We start from the raw sequence: 18,656 nt of genomic DNA on the forward strand, positions 1-18,656 counted from the left end.
CCGCGAGGACGATCGGGCGGTGCCAGGAGGTGGTGGACATGGGGTTCTCCGCCTCGGGAGGAGTGGCTGGTGGGGGGGTGGGGCGGGGTGGGGGCCGGAGGCCTCCACCCCGCCGATCGGGTCAGGTGAGGTCAGGTCGGGCCGCGGGTGGGGTCAGAAGATGCTGCCGCCTCCCTTGCCGCCGGCGCCGCCGAGGCCGCCGAAGATGCCGAAGCCTCCGGAACCGCCCTTGCCGCCGTCGCCGCCCTGGAAGACACCGAAGCCGCCGCTGCCGCCGCTGCCGCCGCTGCCGCCGACGACGCCGCTGCCGCCGCTGCCGCCCGCGCCGCCGGCGCCGCCGAGGAGGCCGCTGCCGCCGTCGCCGCCGCTGCCGCCCGCGCCGCCGACGCCGGTCACGCTGCCGCCGCCGGAGCCTCCGGCGCCGCCCCCGCCGCCGACCAGGCCGGACCCGCCGGCGCCGCCGTCGCCTCCGGCGCCTCCGGCAGCCGGGAGCGCGGTCGCCGCCTGGGCGGGCATCGGGGCGGCCGAGGCGGCGGCCGCGGGCAGGAGCACCCCGCCGGTGACGACCGCGGCCGAGGCGACCAGCGTCGCGAAGCGGATGCTGCGCCGCTTGGGACGCATGGAGCCGGTGCTGCTGGCGCCGGCGGCGGTGTGCATGGTGCGGTACATGGGGCTCTCCTGATGCATGTCGGGATGGGTGTCCTTCTCAGTGCGGCCCGTGCGGTGGAGGGGGCGGGTCCCGGCCTTGCGGGGTTCCCGTTGCTCCGTTTCGGGGGGCGCACCACCAGTAGGCCCGAGACGGCCCATCCGGGACACGTTCCGGAAATTCGGGGCTTGACAGCCCGGGAGGCACCCCGCTCGGCAAAACCGTGCGGGAAAGCGGGGCATACCGGTCCGGGGGCAGGGCAGCCGCAGCGTATGACCGCACTCGTCCTGCTGCCCGGGGTCTACCGCCCCCAGGCCGACACCCGGCTCCTGGCCCAGGCCCTGAAGGCCGAACCGATAGCGCCGGGGAGCCGCGTCCTGGAAGTGGGCACCGGCAGCGGCGTCCTCGCCCTGCTGGCCGCCGCGCGCGGCGCCGCCGTCACCGCCGTCGACGTGTCGTGGCCGGCCGTGCGCACCGCCCGCCTCAACGCCCACCGGGCCCGGCTGCCCGTACGCGTGGAGCTCGCCGACGCCGAGACCTGTGCGCCAAGCCGCCGCTTCGACCTCGTCGTCAGCAACCCCCCGTACGTGCCCGCCCGCACCAGCCGCGGATCCGGCCCGGCGGTGGCCTGGGACGCCGGCGCCGACGGCCGCGCGGTCGTCGACCGGATCTGCGCGCGGGCCGCGCGGCTGCTGAGGCCCGGCGGCGTCCTGCTGCTGGTCCATTCGGCGCTGTGCGGGGCGGCCACCACCGTGGCGAAGCTCCGGGCGCAGGGCCTGGCGGCCCGCATCGTGCTGCGGGCGGACGTCCCCTGGGGGCCCGTCCTGTCGTCCCGCAGGTCGTGGCTGCACGAGCGCGGCCTGGCCCCCGCAACGGCAACGAGGGAGAAACTGGTGGTGATCCGTGCCGAACGCCCCTGAACCCCGCGCCCCCCGGCGCGTCGTGGTCGACCCGCACGGGCCGGTCCTCGTCGAGGGGCCCGTCGAGGTCGAGACGCCCGACGGGATCCGGCGCAGCGACCGCTTCATGGTCGCCCTGTGCACCTGCCGGCGCAGCCGGACCCTCCCGTGGTGCGACACCAGCCACCGGCCCCGGGAGCGGCGCCGGTGAGCGCCGTGGGGCCCGCGGAGGCCGCCTGGTACGCCGAGCCCCGCGGCGAGGTGTCGGCCGCGCTGGCCGACTGCCTGCGCCACGGGCGCGAGGCGCCGGCCGGACTGGTGCGGGCCGCCGGCGGCGCGGGCGTCGACCCGTGGGGCGACGACCTCCACTTCGCCCTGTACCTGCTGTACGAGCTGCACTACAGGGGACTTGACGGGGTGTCGGACGACCGCGAGTGGGACCCGGGGCTGCTGCGCGTGCGCGCTGCCCTCGAAGGGCGCTTCCTCGACGCCCTCCGGGAGGCCGTGCCGTCGCCGCGGACCGTCGAGGAGTCGTTCGGCCCGCTGCTGACGACCCCCGCCGACCGCGCCGGCGGGGTCAGCGGCAGCATCGCCGAGACCGGTGGGCTGTGGCGGGCCCGCGAGTACGCCGTCCTCCGCTCCCCGTACCACCTGAAGGAGGCCGACCCGCACGCCTGGGCCATCCCGCGGCTGACCGGCCGGGCCAAGGCCGCGTTCGTCGCCATCGAGTACGACGAGTTCGGCGCGGGCCGCGCGGAGGCCGTCCACGCCCGGCTGTTCGCCGACCTGATGGAGGACCTCGGCCTGGACGCCGGCTACAACCGGTACCTGCCCGCCGTGCCCGCCGCGGCCCTGGCCACCGTCAACCTGATGTCCCTGTTCGGGCTGCACCGGGCCTGGCGGGCCGCGCTCGTCGGCCACTTCGCCTGCGTGGAGACCACGTCGTCGCCGGGCTCCGCCCGCATGGTCGACGCCCTCACCGCCTGCGGGGCGGGCCCGGCCGCGATCCGCTTCTACGCCGAACACGTCACCGCGGACGCCGTCCACGAGCAGGTGGTCCGCCGGGAGGTCATCGGCGGGCTCCTGGAGGACGATCCGGCGCTGGAGCCGCGGATCGCGTTCGGCTGCGACGCCACGGTCCTGCTGGAGGACCGCCTCGCCGACCACATCCTGACCGCCTGGACGAACGGGCGCAGCGCGCTGCGGCACCCGCTGCCGCAGCCGGTCGCCGCCTGAAGACCAGTTCCGAGGAGGAATCCGTCATGCGCGCACTGACCTGGCAGGGCCGGGAGGACGTCCGGGTCGTGGACGTCCCCGACCCCCGCATCGAAGACCCCTCCGACATCGTGGTCAAGGTGACGTCGACCGGCATCTGCGGCTCCGACCTGCACCTGTACGCCGTCCTCGGCGCGTACATCGACCGCGGGGACGTCCTCGGCCACGAGGCGATGGGCGTCGTCGAGGAGACGGGGCCCGAGGTCCGCACCCTGCGCCCCGGCGACCGGGTGGTGGTGCCGTTCAACATCTCCTGCGGCGCCTGCTTCATGTGCGACCAGGGGCTCCAGTCGCAGTGCGAGACCACGCAGGTCCGCGAATACGGCAAGGGCGCGGCCCTCTTCGGCTACACCAAGCTGTACGGGCAGGTCCCGGGCGGGCAGGCCGAGTACCTGCGGGTGCCGTTCGGGGACACCCTGCCGGTGAAGGTCCCGCACGGGCCGCCCGACGAGCGGTTCGTGTACCTCTCCGACGTCCTGCCGACGGCATGGCAGGCGGTGGAGTACGCCGGGCTGCCCGACGCGGGGACGGTCGCGGTGCTCGGGCTCGGCCCCATCGGCCAGATGTGCTGCCGGATCGCCCGGCACCGCGGGGCCCGCCTCGTCATCGGGATCGACCTCGTGGACGAGCGCCTGCAGCGGGCCCGGGACCACGGCGCCCACACCCTCGACCTGCGGCAGCACAAGGGGAGCGCGCTCGTCGAGGCGGTCCGCGACCTGACCGACGGGCGCGGCACGGACGCCGTCATCGACGCCGTCGGCATGGAGGCCCACGGCAGCAGCGCCGCCGCCCTCGCCCAGAAGGCCACCGCCGTCCTCCCCGATGCGCTGGCCCGGCCGCTCCTGGAACACGCGGGCATCGACCGGCTGGAGGCCCTGCACACCGCCATCGAACTGGTGCGGCGCGGGGGCACGATCTCGGTGTCCGGGGTCTACGGGGGCGCCGTCGACCCGATGCCGATGCTCACCCTGTTCGACAAGCAGGTCCAGCTGCGCATGGGGCAGGCCAACGTCCGCGCGTGGACCGACGACATCCTGCCGCTGCTCACCGACGCCGACCCGCTGGGCGTCGAGGGCTTCGCCACGCACGTCCTGCCGCTGGAGGAGGGGCCCGACGCGTACGCCCGCTTCCAGGCGAAGAAGGACGGCATGATGAAGACCCTCCTCACCCCCTGACAGGGGGGCCGTCGAACGCCGGCCGGTGCAGGGTGACGCCGTTCTCGGCGAGGGCCTCGGGCAGGCGGGCGAACACGGGCAGCTCCTCGATGTGGTGGACGCCGGCCGGCAGGGACCCGCCGAGGAGTTCAGCGGTGACGTGGGCGGCCACGAGGCCCGTGACCCGGCTCTGCGCGCGTCCGGTGAGCGCGTAGGCGCAGTGCCGGCCGCCGCGGTGGGCGTCGGCCCGCACGGCGAAGCCGTCGCCCCCGAGGTGGATGCGGCGGAACGCCCCGTTCAGTACGCGGCGCACCGCGGGCCGGCGGGCGGCCCGCCGCAGCCCGAACAGGGTGGCGGTCAGCGGCCGGGAGTCGAGGCAGAGGCGGGTGGCCACGCGGGGCGTGCCGAGGGTGCGGGGCAGCGTGTACTGGTCGGAGAAGGGGAAGGCGTACGCGGTGCGCGCCCCGAATCCGGGCAGCGTGGTGCGCAGCGGGGCGGCTGCCGGGGGTGAGGCGAGGTGGTCGACCGTCCAGCGGACGGCGTCGGCGCCGTGGCGTTCGCCGCTGCCCAGCAGGACCGTCAGGTCGATCCGCTCCGCGCCGCCGACCTCCTCGTGCGCGCGCCGGGCGAGGAGGTTCGTCAGTCCGGGGGCCACGCCGACGCTGAGCACGGCGGTCGCCCCCGCCGCTGCCGCCACGGGGTGCAGGCCGGCGATGTCGTCGAGAAGCCGGCGGGTGGCGCCGACGTCGACGAGGCCGATGCCGCGCTCCAGGCAGGCGCGGGCGGCGGCCCCGTCGGGGGGCTCCACGCACATCACGACCGCGGCCACGTCGCCGAGTCCGTCCAGCGTGCGCCCGAACCCGCCCGGGTCGCCGACGTCCGCGCGGACGCCGCCGAGCCGGGCGGCCCGCGCGGCGTCGCGGCCGGCGATGAGCGTGCGGCCCGGGAACCGGCTTGCCAGTGCGGAGGCGGCAGCGCTGCCCACGGCGCCGTAGCCGCCGACGAGCAGGATCCGACCCGATTTCACTGTAGTCATGCTCCAGTGGAATACACTGGAGTGTCACTACAGTCAAAGTCCCGCGTACGCGAGGAGGGCCGGTGGCCGCACCCACGACCAGGGCCGAGAAGGCCCGCCGAACACGGCAGCGCATGCTGGACGCCGCCGCCGGGCTGTTCACCGGGCAGGGGTGGGCCGCGACGAGCGTCGCCGACATCGCCCGCACGGCAGGCGTCGGCGTCCAGACGGTGTACTTCACGTTCGGCAACAAGCGCGCCCTGCTGAAGGAGCTCCTCGACACTGCCGTCGCCGGGGACGCCGACCCCCTGGCGACCCTGGACCGCCCCTGGGCGCGCGAGGTCCTCGCCGAGCCCGACCCGGCCGCGCAGCTTGCCCTCCAGGCGGCCGGCGCCCGCCGCATCCTGGAGCGCGCCGCGCCGATCCTGGAGGTCGTCCGCGGGGCGGCGGCCGCAGATCCGGAACTGGCCGCGCTGTGGCAGACCAGCCTCGACCAGCGGCACGCCGTCCAGCACCGGTTCGCCTCCGCCTTGGCCGCCAAGGCGCGCGGGGGGCTGCGCGCCGGCCACGACGCCGACTCGGCGGCGGACGCCGCCCTGGCGGTCCTCGGCCCGGAGACCTACGGCCTCCTCGTCGGCCGGCGCGGCTGGACCCCGGACCGCTGGGAGCGGTGGGCGGCGGACAACCTGGTCCGCCAGCTGTTGCCCTGAGCGGGCCGGCGCGGCGGCTCAGGTGTTCGGCGGCGCCTGGCTGATGTCCGCGAGGGCGGAGGAGCCGTCGCGGTCGATGGCCAGGTCGCCCAGGGACACGACGCCCACGGGGCGTCCGCCCTCCGTCACGGGCAGGCGGCGCAGCGCACGGGAGCGCATCAGGTCGACGGCCTTGTCGATGTCGTCGTCCGGTCCGACCGTGACGAGGTCCGGACTGCAGACGTCGGAGACGCTGGTGCTCTCCGGCTCCCGGCCTTCGGCGATGACGCGCACGACGAGGTCGCGGTCGGTGACGAGGCCCTTCAGGCTGCCCTCGTCGACGACCAGGACGTCGCCGATGTCCTCGTCGCGCATGCGGCGCGCGGCCTCGGCCACCGTGACCTGGACGGCGACGGTCGCGGGGCGTTTCGTCATGACCTCTCGGATCTTGCGGGACATGGCTGCCTCCCTTCCGGCGGCCCCGGAGGGCTGTCCGGTTCCGCCCTCGTGGGCACGGCTGCCCTCCGGCCGGACCAGGCAAACGCGGCGGGCCGCCGCTGCGGGCGGTGCGGCCCGAAGCGGTTTGGGGGGTGCGTACGGGGTTAGCCGCCTGGTGGCCACCGGACCGGTACGGGCCGGAGCGAGCCGGGTGGAGCCGAGACGAGGAGGGTGCGGCGATGAGCGGCGACAGGCGGGGCGGCGGCATGGACGACAAGGAGCAGGCACCGGGCAAGGGGCGCGAGGAGCAGGTCGGCGACCGCTCGCCGGACGCGGACCCGCCGCAGCCGGCGGGAACGCCGCGCGGCTCCGGCGGCTCCGGCGACACGGCGCTGGACCGTAGGCGCAGGGACGACGCCGCGTCCGGGGAGGACGCCGGCCGCCGCGGCGACCACTGACGCCGAAGGCGCTGGAGGAGCGGGACTCGGAATCGCCGCACGGCCCGTGGGGCGCCCGTATGCCCTGTTGGCGGCCCTTCCCCGTCACGGTACGCGCTCGTAGCGGAATGGTGCGTGTCAGACCTGGCACGTGTTGTCCCGATGTCATTCGGTGTTCGCTCAGAGGAGGCTCAGATCCGGATAACGATCGAGTCACCACACAAGGGCCTTTCGGCCTGGTCACAGGCGAATGACCGGAATGCCCGTGATGCTCGCCACGGTGGCGCGTCGGTCTGCGTGGTACATCTTCACGACCGCCTGCCGGACACCACCCACGTCCGAGCAGGGGCGCTGGAGCCGGCCGATCGCCGGCATGCAACTCCATCAGCATCCGGGGGATCGGAACCCGATCTGCGGCCGAGCGCGGCGCGGATCGGCATGGAGCGGAAAGGCGCACCACAGCATGACCTCGACGCAGGTCGACAAGCACCACGGCGACGGCTCGGCCCAGGGCGGCACGCCCGAGGAGGGCTACGAGCGCGGACTCGGCAGCCGCCAGGTCCAGATGATCGCGATCGGCGGCGCCATCGGCGTCGGCCTCTTCCTGGGCGCGGGCGCGAACATCGCGAAGGCCGGGCCCAGCCTCATCCTGATGTACGCCCTCGCCGGCGTCATCGTCTTCTTCATCATGCGAGCGCTCGGCGAGCTGCTCCTCTACCGGCCGGTGTCGGGTTCCTTCGCGGAGTACGCCCGCGAGTTCCTCGGCCCGTTCTTCGGGTTCGCGACGGGCTGGACGTACTGGCTCATGTGGGTGGTCACCGGCATGGCCGAGCTGACCGCCGCGGCGATCTACGTGCACTACTGGTTCCCGCAAGTGCCCCAGTGGGTGACCGCCCTCGTCTTCCTGGTGGTCCTCTACCTCGCCAACCTGATCTCCGTGAAGATCTTCGGCGAGATCGAGTTCTGGTTCTCGATGGTCAAGGTCACCGCCCTCCTCGGCATGATCGTGATCGGCATCGGCGTCATCACGTTCGGGTTCAGCGCGGCCGGCGACACCGCCGCCGTCTCGAACCTGTGGGCCTTCGACGGCATCTTCCCGAAGGGTGTCGGCTCCAGCCTGATGACCCTGCAGGGCGTCATGTTCGCCTACCTGGCCGTCGAGCTCGTCGGCGTCACCGCGGGTGAGTCCGAGAACCCGGAGAAGACCCTCCCCAAGGCCATCAACACCCTGCCGTGGCGCATCATCGTCTTCTACGTCGGCGCCCTCAGCGTGATCCTGATGGTCGTGAAGTGGACCGAGTTCCAGCCCGGCGTCAGCCCGTTCGTGGCGGCCTTCGCCAAGATCGGCATCCCGGCCGGCGCGGCGATCGTCAACTTCGTGGTGCTGACCGCGGCCCTGTCGTCCTGCAACTCCGGCATGTACTCCACCGGCCGCATGCTGCGCGACCTGGCCTCCAACTCCGAGGCCCCGAAGGTCCTCGGCAAGCTGAGCTCCACCAAGACCCCGGCGGTCGGCATCACCCTCTCCGTCGCCCTGATGGGCATCGGCGTGGTCCTGAACTACGTCGTCCCGGAGAAGGCCTTCGGCTACGTGACCTCGGTCGCGACCGCGGCCGGCATCTGGACCTGGATGATGATCCTCATCAGCCACATCCGCTACCGCCGCGAGGTCGTCGCCGGCCGTCTGCCCGCGTCGTCCTTCCCGGCGCCCGGCGGAACGGTGTGCAGCTGGATCGCCGTCGCGTTCCTCCTGCTGGTCACCTGCATGATCGCCATCGACCCGGACAGCCGCATCTCCCTCTACGTGGGCGCCGGCTGGGCGGTCTGCCTGGTGGTCGGCTGGTCGGTCCTGAAGTCCCGCAGCCCGCAGGTCGCCAAGCGCGCCGCGGCGGGCGAGAAGGACCCGGAGCCCGCGGGCCGGTCCTGACCGTCCCGATCGAATCACCCTGACATCCCCCGAGGGGCGTACCGGCCGGCAACGGCCGGTACGCCCTTTTCCGGCTCCGGCCGGTACGGGGGCCCCGTACGGGCAACCCCGCGGCGGACGCCCGCGTCCTTCCGGGCAGGAAGGACGCGCCGGCACGTGCAGCGCGGACGCGCGGCAGCACCAGGAAGCAGGACGACGTGATGAGCGACAAGGCCCGCACCCTCTTCGACGCACTGGACCTCGACCGCGACGGCACGCTGACGCGGACGGAGGTCATCGCCGCCCTGCGGGCGAAGGGCCCCACGCTCGCCGCGCAGGGCGTCATACCGGTCTGGGGCGTGGGCGACGCGGACGACTCCTCGGCCCTCTTCGACGCCGCGGACCAGAACGGCGACCGCGTCCTCACCTTCGAGGAGTTCGCCGCGGTGGTCGACCGCCGCTTCGGCTGGTAGGGGCTCACCCGGGGCGCAGCTCGACCGGCGGGGCCCCGGCCGGTCCGACGGCGACGGCCGCCCGGGCGCCGCGCCCGTCCGCGGTCCGGCAGGCGACGGTGTAGACGCCGTCGGCGCCGACCGGGAACGAGAAGCGGCCGTCGGGGCCGGTGAGCGCGGCGATGTCCGGAAGGGGTACGGGGCCGTCGGCCAGGTGGACGGAGGCGCCCGCCACCGGCGCGCCGTCCGCGTCGAGGACGGTGCCGGTGACGAGGCGGACGGCGGGGCCGCCGGACGCGGTCATCGCCGCCCACCGCCGACGGGCCCGGGCGGGCCGGGCGGGGCGGGGATCACGCCTTCCACAGGACCAGGTTGTCGAAGACCGCCTTCGTGATCCGGGTGCCGGAGTTGGTGGTCAGCCCGCCGTACGCGTGGACCGCGATGCCGTACCGGCCGCCGTTGTGGATGCGGTAGACCGCGCTGCCGCTCTGCCCGCCGGCGGTGTCGATGTCGTAGAACACCTTCAGCGGGTTCACGGAGCTGACGCCGCGGCCGTCGTACCACTGCGTTCCGGGGGGCTGGTCCCCGGGGTAGCCGGAGATGTTGACGCTCGTCTTCAGCAGGTCGGCGTCCGGCCAGGAGCCGAAGCCGAACCAGCCGGTCACCGCGCCGAGTTCGGTGGGGATGACGATGGCCCCGTAGTCGAAGTTCTCGTCGCCGTCGGCCGTCCAGCCGGTCACGGAACGGAAGTTGGTGCTGGTGACGGCGCCGAACGGCAGGAAGGTGCCGTTGCGGCCGGGCATGACCTGGATGGACTTCACCCATCCGTCGCGGCCCGGCACGCCGCTGTGCTTGATGTGCACGACATGGCCCGCGGTCACCAGGGTGTGCGGGCCGATGAACCAGCCGGTGCCGATCCACTGCGAGTTGTCGGCCGCGGTGATGAGCAGCGAGGCGTTGACCCGCCAGGGGTAGGCCGCGGTGTCGGTGATCTGGACCCGGTCGTCCGGGCCGTGGACCGTCTCCAGCATGTCCGGTGGGCCGAAGGAGGCCTCGCCGATGTCCGGCAGCGGCGCGGAGGGTGCCGTCCACGCCTCGGCGGGCACGGACTCGGACAGGGCGCGGGTGTGGCCGGCGACCTGCTCCAGCCCGTCGGAGGTGAACGCGGCGGGGCTGCCGCCCTGCGCGCCTTCCGACGGGCCTTCGAAGACGGCCTGCTCGGCGGCGGGCGCGGTGATTTCCACGGGCTGGTTCGAGACAGCGGTGTGCGGACCGTTCGTCATGGCGACTCCCGGGGATGCGTGGAATGGCGTGGGGGTGGATGTGTGGCGAGGAGCGCACGACGATGCACCGCGAACGCTTCCAGGAGTCCGGGCCGCGCACCGTCCGGGCGCGCTCCCCCCACTTCCCATGGAACGCCGATCCCCCGCCCGTCGCCACGCGGCGGGGCCGCGGTCAGCGCTCCGAGAGTTCCGAGGGGGCCTCCTGGACGACCCAGCCGTTGCCGTCGGGGTCGTGGAAGGTCATGAACGAGTTCCAGGTGTCGCCCTTGCCGTCCTCCCAGCCGGACTCGCCGACGTGGCGCACCGGCGAGACGTCGACGCCGCGGGCGACCAGCTCGGCGCGGGCCGCCTCGATGTCCGTGACGCACAGCTGGAGGCCGTGCAGGGTGCCCGGGGCCATCTCCTTCGTGCCGGGCGCCGCGGGCATGCCCTGCAGCATGGCGATCGAGCAGCGCGAGCCGGGCGGGGTCAGCTGGACGATCCGCATGCCGGGGGCGACCTCGCTGTCGAGGTCGACCTTGAAGCCCGCCTTCTCCGCGTAGAAATCCTTGGCGCGGTCGATGTCGGTGACGGGGACGGGCACGACTTCCAGGGTCCAGTTCACGGCGGGGTGCCTCCTCGGGCCGGGGCCGGCGGTTCCGGCCGGTTCCACCGTCGCACGCGGACCGTCCGTGCGCGGCGGAACGCCACGACCGGCCGGCCGCTCCGCCGCCCGGCGCAGGCCCCGCCGGAAAGCCCCAGGACCGTGCATTCACCGATATGCGGACCGTACCTCTTTTCGGGGAAAGGTTCGGGCCATCGTGCGGGACGCATCTGCCGAAAGGCGGTAAAGCACGGCTACCATGGCGGCGTGACAGCAGCGGGAACCGCCTTTCGTGCGCCGTGGATCCGGGTCTGCCGGATTGCGTCGGCGCCCCTGTGGCTGGTCCTGCTGCTGGTCGGATTCCTCTGCGCGCACGGCGGGGAAACCGCGGCAACCGCACACCATGTCCGGCCCGCGACGGCCGCGGTCTCCGCACCGGCGGCGCCTTCCGTGCCGGATTCCGCTACGGGGCCCGTGGCCCGGGCCGCGCACCGGGACCGCGTACACGGCGGAGGCGGCGCCGGCCACCAGGGCGAGCACTGCGCACCCGGCCGGACGGACGGCAGCGCGGTGCTCGCAGGCTGCCCGGACGCGCCCGCCGGCCGGCCGGCCGCGCCCGCGGATTCCGCCGCGTCCCCCGCCGCCCCCGGACGGCCGCAGACACAGGGGGCCGTACCGCCCCGGACCCCCGGAGTGCTCCGCATCTAGACCGGCGCCCGCCGGCGTGCCCGTACCGGGGCGGAGGGGAAATCCGCACCCCTTTCACCGTCCCGCGCACCCCGGGATTCGCCGGTTTTCCGAGGCATCCGATTCCCGTCACTTTTCGCGGTGATTCCCCTACCGCTTCCGCCGCACATTCTCCTGCGCCGGCGCCTCCGCGGTCCGCCGCTGCCGAAAACCGCCGGAAAAGCGGGCGGCGAGGCCGGTATTCGGCATGCCCGTTCACCCCGCCCCGCCAGGAAATACCGAAACCGAACGGAGCCCCCGCATGTCCTCCACCACCCCCCGCCCCCCGGCTGCCGCACCGCCCTCCCCCGGCGCCGCCCTGTCCGGGCTCGTCGGGAACACCCCCGTGTTGCGCGTGTCCGAGCCGTTCGCGCCCTGCGGCCGCGGCTTCTGGGCCAAGCTGGAGGGGTTCAACCCCGGCGGCATCAAGGACCGCCCCGGCCTGCACATGGTCGAACGGGCCCGCGCCCGCGGGGAGCTGCGGCCCGGCGCCCGCGTCATCGAATCCACCAGCGGCACCCTCGGCCTGGGCCTCGCCCTCGCCGGGATGGTCCACGGGCACCCGGTCACCCTGGTCACGGACCCCGGCCTGGAGCCCTCCATGACGAGGCTGCTGACCGCGTACGGGGCCCGGGTCGAGGTCGTCCCCGAGCCGCACCCGGCCGGCGGGTGGCAGGAGGCCCGGCGGGAACGCGTACGGCGGCTGCTGGACGAGGACCCCGGCGCCTGGTGCCCTGACCAGTACAACAACCCCGACAACACCACCGCCTACACCCCGCTCGCCCTCGAACTCGCCTCGGGACTCGGCCACATCGACGTCCTGGTGTGCAGTGTCGGCACCGGCGGGCACTCCGCGGGCCTCTCGCGGGTCCTGCGCCAGCTCTACCCCCGCCTGGAGCTCGTCGGCGTCGACACCATCGGCTCCACCATCTTCGGGCAGCCGGCCCGGCCCCGGCTGATGCGCGGCCTCGGGTCGAGCATCCACCCCCGCAACGTCGCCTACGGCAGCTTCACAGAGGTGCACTGGGTGGCGCCGGCCGAGGCCGTGTGGGCCTGCCGGCGGCTGGCGTCCTCGCACTACGCCACGGGCGGCTGGAGCGTGGGCGCCGTGGCGCTGGTCGCCGGCTGGCTGGCCCGCACCCGCCCGGAGGGCACCCGGATCGCTGCGGTCTTCCCCGACGGGCCGCAGCGCTACCTCGGCACCGTGTACGACGACGACTGGTGCGCCGCCCACGGGCTCCTCGACGCGCCCCCGGCCGCCGAGCCGGAGGTCGTGGGCCGGGCCGACGAGAAGGAGGTCGTCCGCTGGACCCGCTGCACCGCCGTCGTCGACCCCCTGGCCGGGCGCGCGGACGGGGTGCGGGAGGCGTCCCGGTGAAGGGCATCCTGGCGCCGCTCCGCTCGTACGGGACGGGCGTCCGGCTGCTGATGGTCAACCAGTTCGCCATCAACCTCGGCTTCTACATGCTGATGCCGTACCTGGCGGTCCACCTGTCCGGGACGCTCGGCATGGCCGCCTGGACGGTCGGCCTCGTCCTCGGCGTGCGGAACTTCAGCCAGCAGGGCATGTTCCTGGTCGGCGGGACCCTCGCCGACCGGCTGGGCTACAAGCCGCTGATCGTGGCCGGGCTGCTGCTGCGGACCGCCGGGTTCGCTCTGCTCGGCCTGGTCGGCTCGCTGCCCGCACTGCTCGTCGCGTCGGCGGCCGTCGGCCTCGCGGGCGCCCTGTTCAACCCGGCGTCGCGCGCCTACCTCGCCGTCGAGGCGTCAGAGCGGCGGGTGGAGGCGTTCGCCCTGTTCAACGTCTTCTACCAGGCGGGCATCCTGCTGGGCCCGCCGGTCGGCATGCTGCTCACGGGCGCCGGCTTCCGCGTCACCTGCCTGACCGCGGCCGGGATCTTCGCCGTCCTCGGCGCGGTCCAGATCCGCCGCCTGCCCGCCCGCCGGGCCGACGGCCCGGCCGGCACCGGGGACGGGCCGCGCCCGCCGGTCCTCGCCCAGTGGCGGGGCATCCTCGCGAACCGCCCGTTCGTGCTGTTCTCGACCGCCATGGCCGGCTCGTACGTCCTGTCCTACCAGGTGTACCTGGCGCTGCCGCTGGAGGTGCGGCGCCTCGGCGGCCCGGGGCACTTCGGCACGGCGGCGGCGGCCGCGCTGTTCGCGGTGCCCGGGCTGCTGACGATCCTGCTCCAGACCCGCGTCACCGCCTGGTGCCGGGCCCGCACGACGTCCGGGCGGGCGCTCGTGTGGGGGCTGCTGGCGATGGCCGCGGCCTTCGCCCCGCTGCTGCTGGCACCGGCGCTGCCGCTGCCGGACGGGGGAGGGTGGCGGTGGCTGCACGCGGCGGGCGTGCCCGTGCTGGCCGCCGTGCTGCTCGCCGTGGGGACGATGGTGGCGTACCCGTTCGAGATGGACACCCTCGTCGGGCTGTCCGGGGACCGGCTCGTGGCCACGCACTACGGGCTGTACAACACCGTCTGCGGGATCGGCATCACCGTGGGGAACCTGCTCACCGGCGCGGCGCTCGACGCGGCCCGCGCCGCGGGCGTGCCGTCGCTGCCCTGGCTCGCGCTCCTCGCCCTCGGCGTGCTGTGCGCGGGCGCGCTGCTGGCCCTGGAGCGCACCGGGCGCCTCGCACCACCCGGCAGGGGCGCCCCGGCGGAGCCGGCGGCGGCCTGAGGGCCCGCGCGGGCGCGGCTCAGCCGACGGCCGGCCCCGGGTCGGCGGAGGCGAGCAGGTTCAGCACGGTGGCCTCCATGGCGTGCCGGGCCTGCTCGGCGCTCAGGCCCGTCGAACGCCAGTGGTGCCAGGCGCCCCAGGTGGTGACGGCGTCCAGGCCGTCGGCGAGGTCGCGGCGGCGGTCCTCCGGCAAGGGGTCGAGCTCCGCCGCGAGGACGGCCTCCATTCGGCGGCGGCCGTCGGCGAACGCCTCGTCGATCACCCGCCGCATGCGCGGCGAGGGGTGGTCCATCCGCATGGCCGCCAGCCGGGCCGGAGTGATCCACTCCAGGATCCGGGCGCGCTGCTCGGCGAGCGCGGCCACCCGCTCGGCGCGCGGGCCGGCGGTCGGCAGCGGTCTGATCTGCTCGGCGAGCTGCTCCAGCCGCCGGGTGATGGCGGTGTCGACCAGCTGGGACATGTCGGCGAAGTGGTGGAACACCGAGCGCCGCGACACCCCGGCGCGGGCCGCCACCTTGTCCGCCGGGAATTCGGTGGCCCCCTCGTCGAGCAGGGCGAGCAGTGCGTCGGCGATGCGCTCGCGCGTCTGCCGGCCGCGCTCGGTCCGCCCGTCGGCCGCCGACTCCGGTCGCTTCTCCACTCGTCCTCCCGATCTCCTCGCATTGACATTGTTGCACTCCAAGTGCAAGCGTAAATATGCACTCGGAGTGCAAGTTGTTGGTGACGAGAGGTGAGAGCCGACGATGTTCCACGCCCTGGGGCGCCGCTGCGCCCGCAGACCCGGCCGGGTCCTCGCCGCCTGGTCGGCGGTGCTGCTCGCACTGGCCGCCGCGGTCCTGGTGTACGGCCGGACCACCAGCGAGGCCGTGTCCATCCCCGGCAGCGACAGCCAGGCGGCACGGGACGCGGCGGCCGCATTCCCCGGGCCTCCGTCGGGGAACCAGCCCGTGGTGCTGCACGCACCGGCGGGCAGTGCCCCGCTGGCCTCGGACGCCATGAGGTCCGCGGTCGAGGAGGCGGCCGCGCGGATCGCCCGCGTCGAGCACGTCACCGACGTCACCACGCCCTACTCCCCCGCCGGCGGGGCGGCGATGAGCGCGGACGGCCGCACCGCCTACCTGACGCTCGGCCTGGACGTCACCGCCCGCGACATCGCCCCGGAGACCGCCGCGGCCGTGGAGGCGGCCGCCGAGCCGGCCCGTCGGGCGGGCATCGAGGTGACTCCCGGCGGTGAACTCGCCGCGGCCGCCGACAAGGGGTCCACCGGGCACAGCGAGCTGATCGGCCTCGCCGCGGCCGCCGCCGTCCTCTTCCTCGGATTGCGCTCGGCCCCGGCCGCCGGGCTGCCGATCGCCGTCGGGGTCGTGGTCCTGGGGGTCTCGCTGGCCGCTGTCGGCCTCCTCGGGCACCTCGTGGACATGCCCTCCTCCGGTGCCGTGATCGCCGCGATGATCGGGCTGGGCGTGGGCATCGACTACACGCTGTTCTGCCTGGTGCGCTTCCGCTCCCTTCTCGCCGGGGGCACCGGGGTCGTGGATGCGGCCGCGCGCACGACCGCCACCGCCGGCAAGGCCGCCGCCTTCGCGGGCTGTGCGGTGGCCGCCGCCCTGGCCGGGCTGGCGCTCGGCGGGCTGCCCCTGCTGTACGCGCTGGCGCTGGCGCCGGGGATCGCCGTACTGGTCGCCGTGGCGGCCGCGCTCACCCTGCTGCCGGCGCTGCTCGCGCTCCTCGGCCGGCGGATCGCCCCGCCCCCGCCCGCCGCAACCGCAGAGGGCGCAGTCCGGGCGCATGGGGGCCGTTGGCACCGGATCGCCGTGTACGTCGCCGACCGGCCGTGGCGCCACCTCCTCGGCGCCCTGGCCCTGGTCGCCGCACTGGCCGCCCCCGCGGCCGGTTTGTCGTTCGGCGCGCTCGACGCCGGCGACAAGGTCGCAGGGACGGACAGCCGCACCGCCCACGACCGGCTGGCGGCCGCCTTCGGCCCCGGTGTGAACGGACCCCTGCAGGTGACGGCGTCCCTGCCGACCGCCGCCTCCGGCCCCGGCGACGGCCGCCTCACCGCGATCACCTCCGCGCTGGACGCCGACCCGGGCGTTGCCTCCGTCGGCGCGCCGCAGCTCGCCGCGGACGCCCGTACCGCCCGCTGGCAGGTCGTCCCCGACACCGGCCCCGGTGATCCGCGGACCGCCGCGCTCGTCGACCGCCTGCGGGAGTCCTCCCTGCCCTCCGCCACGGCGGGCAGCGGGACGGCCGCGCACGTGGGCGGGTCCGCTGCCGCACAGGCCGATCTGAACGACCGTCTGGCGCGGCGGATGCCCGCGGTCATCGGGGCCGTCGTCGCCGTGGCCGCCCTGCTGCTCCTGCTTGCCTTCCGCTCGCCCGTCGTCGCGGTCAAGGCCGCCGTGACGAACCTGCTGTCGGTGGCCGCCGCGTACGGTGTGCTCACCGCCGTGTTCCAACGGGGCCTCGGAGCCGGGCTGATCGGCCTGGAGGGGCCGGTGCCCATCCCGGGGTACGTGCCCTTGCTGATGTTCGCCGTCCTGTTCGGGCTCTCCATGGACTACGAGGTGTTCCTGCTCAGCTCCGTCCGCGAGGCGTACCTGCGGCACGGGGACAACCGGCGCGCCGTCGTCGAGGGCCTGGCGGGTACCGGGCGCGTGATCACCTCGGCAGCAGCGATCATGGTGTGCGTGTTCCTGAGCTACCTGCTGTCCGCGGATCCCGTGGTGAAGATGTTCGGCGTCGGCCTGGCCACGGCCGTCGCGCTCGACGCCACGGTCGTCCGCGGGCTGCTGGTCCCGACCGGCATGGTGCTGCTGGGCACACGCAACTGGTGGCTGCCCGGACCGCTGGACCGCCTGCTGCCCCGGATGGACATCGAGGGCGAGGGCACGGGCCGCGGCACGACACGGCCGGACCCGGCCGCGCCCGGACCCGCCACCGAGCCGATCCCCGCACCGTGAGGAAGCCCGAACCCATGCCCGCAGACGCGCCGACCGCACCCGCCGCGGCCGCACCCGCCGCCGACCGCCCGAGCACGCCCCCGAACCGGCGCCGGCGGACGGTGATCGCCGCCACCGCCGCCCTGGCGGTCCTCCTCGCCCTGCCCGCGGCCGACGCCTTCGCCCGGCACCGCGGCGAGGCCCGACTCGCGGACCGGATCGCCGCCCGCCACCCCGACCTGCGGTCGGAGCCGCAGGTGGAGATAGGCGGCTACCCGTTCCTGCTGGGGGCGGCCCGCGGCACGCACCCGGAGGTGCGGGTCAGGGCCGAGGGGCACGCCCCGGACGGTCGGCCGGTGGCGGCCGACGTCGAGCTGAAGGACGTGTCCCGGAAAGGGGACGGCTACGAGGCGGCGTCGGTCGACGCCCGCTACACCGTCCCCTTCGACGCGCTGGCCGCCGAGGCGGGCGGCAAGGGCACCACCGTGTCCGACGCCGGGAACGGCCGGCTCAGGATCGAGCGCCGCGCGCTCGGCCTCCCGGTCGCCGTCACCGTCGAACTCCGCCTCCAAGGCGACACCGTGACCCCCCACGCGACCTCGGCGACGCTTGCCGGCGCGCCCGTCGACCCGGCCATGCCGATGATCAGGCAGGCGCTCGCGGAGAAGCAGTGGAAGCTGCCCGCCCTGCCGATGGGGCTGAACGCCTCCGAGGTGTCGGTCGGTCCGGACGGCGTCACCGCGCACGCCCGCGGCGAGGGCGTCGCCCTCGACTGAAGGCCGTTGCGGCCGGGGTCACTCGTACCGGTACAGCAGCGACTCCCGCTCGCTCTGCCGGATCTGCTCCAGCGTCAGGCCGGGCACGCCGACGTGCGACAGGGTGATCTCGGCCGAGCTGGGCACCTCGTCCTCGGACAGCCACGCCTCCGGCTTCCACGCGCCGCCGCGCAGGAACGCCTTCGGGCAGTGCTGGTACGCCTCTTCCACCTCGACGACGAGGGCGCTGCGAGGCGGCTTGCCGACCGGGGTGAGCCTCTCCAGAAGCCGCGGATCGGCGGAGATGCAGGCCCGGCCGTTGACGCGGAGGGTCGCCCCGCGGCCGGGGACGATGAAGACGAGCCCGGCGCGGCCGGTCTCGACGACGTTGTGCGCGCTGTCGAGCCGTTTGTTGCCGGTGGCGTCGGGCACGGCGAGGGTGAACTCGTCCAGGACGGTGACGAACCCGGCGGGACCACCGCGCGGGGAGACGTCGCAGCGGCCGTCCGCGCCGGCGGTGGCGACGAATACGAGGGAGGCCCGGGCGATGAAGTCCCGGGCCACGTCGTGGAGGCGGTCCACCTCCTTGCGCCGGACCAGCTCGCCGGGCTGCTCGTAGAGGGCGCGCAGGGCGTCGGTGTCCCGCACGGCGGTGGCATCGAGGGTGTCGAATATGCGGCCTTCGGGCCGGAGTTGGGTGCTCACACGGCGCCACTATAGGAAACGGGCGCCCGCCCCGGGGAATCGTCCCCGGGGCGGGCGCCCGTACTGCCGGAG

The 18,656-nt window shown here is 74.9% G+C and carries 20 protein-coding genes; 12 read left to right on the plus strand and 8 right to left on the minus strand.

Annotated features, from left to right (window positions below; all coding sequences use genetic code 11):
• Nucleotides 1-153 precede the first annotated feature (153 nt).
• On the minus strand, nt 154-669 hold the full coding sequence (locus IE170_RS25195) for a hypothetical protein (protein ID WP_229885143.1): 516 nt from the start codon (nt 667-669) through the stop codon (nt 154-156).
• 249 nt (nt 670-918) lie between these two features.
• On the opposite strand from IE170_RS25195, the gene IE170_RS25200 reads away from it, so the two are divergent.
• From IE170_RS25200 to IE170_RS25215, 4 genes are read left to right on the plus strand one after another with little or no spacing between them, the layout of a single operon-like run.
• Nucleotides 919-1,566 carry a HemK2/MTQ2 family protein methyltransferase gene (locus IE170_RS25200; RefSeq protein ID WP_189811722.1) on the plus strand — a complete coding sequence of 216 codons (648 nt, stop codon included), beginning with the start codon at nt 919-921 and terminating at the stop codon, nt 1,564-1,566.
• Nucleotides 1,550-1,756: a CDGSH iron-sulfur domain-containing protein gene (locus IE170_RS25205; protein ID WP_189811723.1), complete on the plus strand. Its 207-nt coding sequence runs from the start codon at nt 1,550-1,552 to the stop codon at nt 1,754-1,756. The genes IE170_RS25200 and IE170_RS25205 overlap by 17 nt, the downstream gene beginning before the upstream one ends.
• Entirely contained in the window at nt 1,753-2,781 is a 1,029-nt protein-coding gene (locus tag IE170_RS25210; RefSeq protein ID WP_229885145.1) for an iron-containing redox enzyme family protein, read from the plus strand. Before IE170_RS25205 ends, IE170_RS25210 begins: the two co-directional genes overlap by 4 nt.
• Nucleotides 2,782-2,807: 26 nt before the next feature.
• Entirely contained in the window at nt 2,808-3,995 is a 1,188-nt protein-coding gene (locus IE170_RS25215; RefSeq protein WP_189811724.1) for a zinc-dependent alcohol dehydrogenase, read from the plus strand.
• Here IE170_RS25215 and IE170_RS25220 read toward each other — a convergent pair.
• Nucleotides 3,985-5,010 (minus strand): saccharopine dehydrogenase family protein, encoded by a 1,026-nt coding sequence (locus IE170_RS25220; RefSeq protein WP_223856576.1) that lies wholly within the window; start codon nt 5,008-5,010, stop codon nt 3,985-3,987. The genes IE170_RS25215 and IE170_RS25220 overlap by 11 nt on opposite strands.
• Before the next feature lie 62 nt (nt 5,011-5,072).
• On the opposite strand from IE170_RS25220, the gene IE170_RS25225 reads away from it, so the two are divergent.
• Nucleotides 5,073-5,699 (plus strand): TetR family transcriptional regulator, encoded by a 627-nt coding sequence (locus tag IE170_RS25225; protein ID WP_229885146.1) that lies wholly within the window; start codon nt 5,073-5,075, stop codon nt 5,697-5,699.
• A gap of 18 nt (nt 5,700-5,717) precedes the next feature.
• Here IE170_RS25225 and IE170_RS25230 read toward each other — a convergent pair whose 3' ends face one another.
• Nucleotides 5,718-6,137: a CBS domain-containing protein gene (locus IE170_RS25230; RefSeq protein WP_189811725.1), complete on the minus strand. Its 420-nt coding sequence runs from the start codon at nt 6,135-6,137 to the stop codon at nt 5,718-5,720.
• A gap of 218 nt (nt 6,138-6,355) precedes the next feature.
• Here IE170_RS25230 and IE170_RS25235 point away from each other — a divergent pair, with 218 nt between their 5' ends.
• From IE170_RS25235 to IE170_RS25245, 3 genes are all read left to right on the plus strand, one after another.
• Nucleotides 6,356-6,574 carry a hypothetical protein gene (locus IE170_RS25235; RefSeq protein ID WP_189811726.1) on the plus strand — a complete coding sequence of 73 codons (219 nt, stop codon included), beginning with the start codon at nt 6,356-6,358 and terminating at the stop codon, nt 6,572-6,574.
• Between the two features lie 442 nt (nt 6,575-7,016).
• Entirely contained in the window at nt 7,017-8,480 is a 1,464-nt protein-coding gene (locus IE170_RS25240; RefSeq protein ID WP_189811727.1) for an amino acid permease, read from the plus strand.
• Nucleotides 8,481-8,680: 200 nt separating this feature from the next.
• Entirely contained in the window at nt 8,681-8,932 is a 252-nt protein-coding gene (locus tag IE170_RS25245) for an EF-hand domain-containing protein (protein WP_189811728.1), read from the plus strand.
• A gap of 4 nt (nt 8,933-8,936) precedes the next feature.
• Here the strand turns inward: IE170_RS25245 and IE170_RS25250 are convergent, their stop codons facing one another.
• From IE170_RS25250 to IE170_RS25260, 3 genes are all read right to left on the minus strand, one after another.
• Nucleotides 8,937-9,215: a carboxypeptidase-like regulatory domain-containing protein gene (locus tag IE170_RS25250; RefSeq protein ID WP_189811729.1), complete on the minus strand. Its 279-nt coding sequence runs from the start codon at nt 9,213-9,215 to the stop codon at nt 8,937-8,939.
• Between the two features lie 46 nt (nt 9,216-9,261).
• Nucleotides 9,262-10,194: a trypsin-like serine peptidase gene (locus IE170_RS25255; RefSeq protein WP_189811730.1), complete on the minus strand. Its 933-nt coding sequence runs from the start codon at nt 10,192-10,194 to the stop codon at nt 9,262-9,264.
• A 172-nt stretch (nt 10,195-10,366) separates the two neighbouring features.
• Complete coding sequence (locus IE170_RS25260) at nt 10,367-10,798, minus strand: VOC family protein (RefSeq protein WP_189811731.1); 432 nt, start codon at nt 10,796-10,798, stop codon at nt 10,367-10,369.
• 967 nt (nt 10,799-11,765) lie between these two features.
• Here IE170_RS25260 and IE170_RS25265 point away from each other — a divergent pair.
• The gene (locus IE170_RS25265) at nt 11,766-12,881 is read left to right on the plus strand and encodes a PLP-dependent cysteine synthase family protein (protein WP_189811732.1); all 1,116 of its coding nucleotides are present in this window, start codon (nt 11,766-11,768) and stop codon (nt 12,879-12,881) included.
• Entirely contained in the window at nt 12,878-14,182 is a 1,305-nt protein-coding gene (locus tag IE170_RS25270) for an MFS transporter (protein ID WP_229885147.1), read from the plus strand. Before IE170_RS25265 ends, IE170_RS25270 begins: the two co-directional genes overlap by 4 nt.
• 19 nt (nt 14,183-14,201) lie before the next feature.
• Here the strand turns inward: IE170_RS25270 and IE170_RS25275 are convergent, their stop codons facing one another.
• Nucleotides 14,202-14,822, minus strand: a complete 621-nt coding sequence (locus IE170_RS25275) for a TetR/AcrR family transcriptional regulator (protein WP_229885148.1) — start codon at nt 14,820-14,822, stop codon at nt 14,202-14,204.
• Nucleotides 14,823-14,925: 103 nt separating this feature from the next.
• On the opposite strand from IE170_RS25275, the gene IE170_RS25280 reads away from it, so the two are divergent.
• Together IE170_RS25280 and IE170_RS25285 are read left to right on the plus strand one after the other, a co-directional pair.
• Nucleotides 14,926-17,145, plus strand: coding sequence for an MMPL family transporter (locus IE170_RS25280; protein ID WP_189811734.1), 2,220 nt, complete (start codon nt 14,926-14,928; stop codon nt 17,143-17,145).
• 14 nt (nt 17,146-17,159) lie between these two features.
• Nucleotides 17,160-17,900 carry an LmeA family phospholipid-binding protein gene (locus IE170_RS25285; RefSeq protein WP_189811735.1) on the plus strand — a complete coding sequence of 247 codons (741 nt, stop codon included), beginning with the start codon at nt 17,160-17,162 and terminating at the stop codon, nt 17,898-17,900.
• A gap of 18 nt (nt 17,901-17,918) precedes the next feature.
• On the opposite strand, the gene IE170_RS25290 is transcribed toward IE170_RS25285, so the two are convergent.
• The gene (locus IE170_RS25290; RefSeq protein ID WP_189811736.1) at nt 17,919-18,584 is read right to left on the minus strand and encodes an MSMEG_1061 family FMN-dependent PPOX-type flavoprotein; all 666 of its coding nucleotides are present in this window, start codon (nt 18,582-18,584) and stop codon (nt 17,919-17,921) included.
• Nucleotides 18,585-18,656: the final 72 nt, after the last annotated feature.

The sequence above is a fragment of the Streptomyces toxytricini genome, from assembly GCF_014649915.1.
Taxonomy (GTDB): Bacteria; Actinomycetota; Actinomycetes; order Streptomycetales; family Streptomycetaceae; genus Streptomyces; species Streptomyces toxytricini.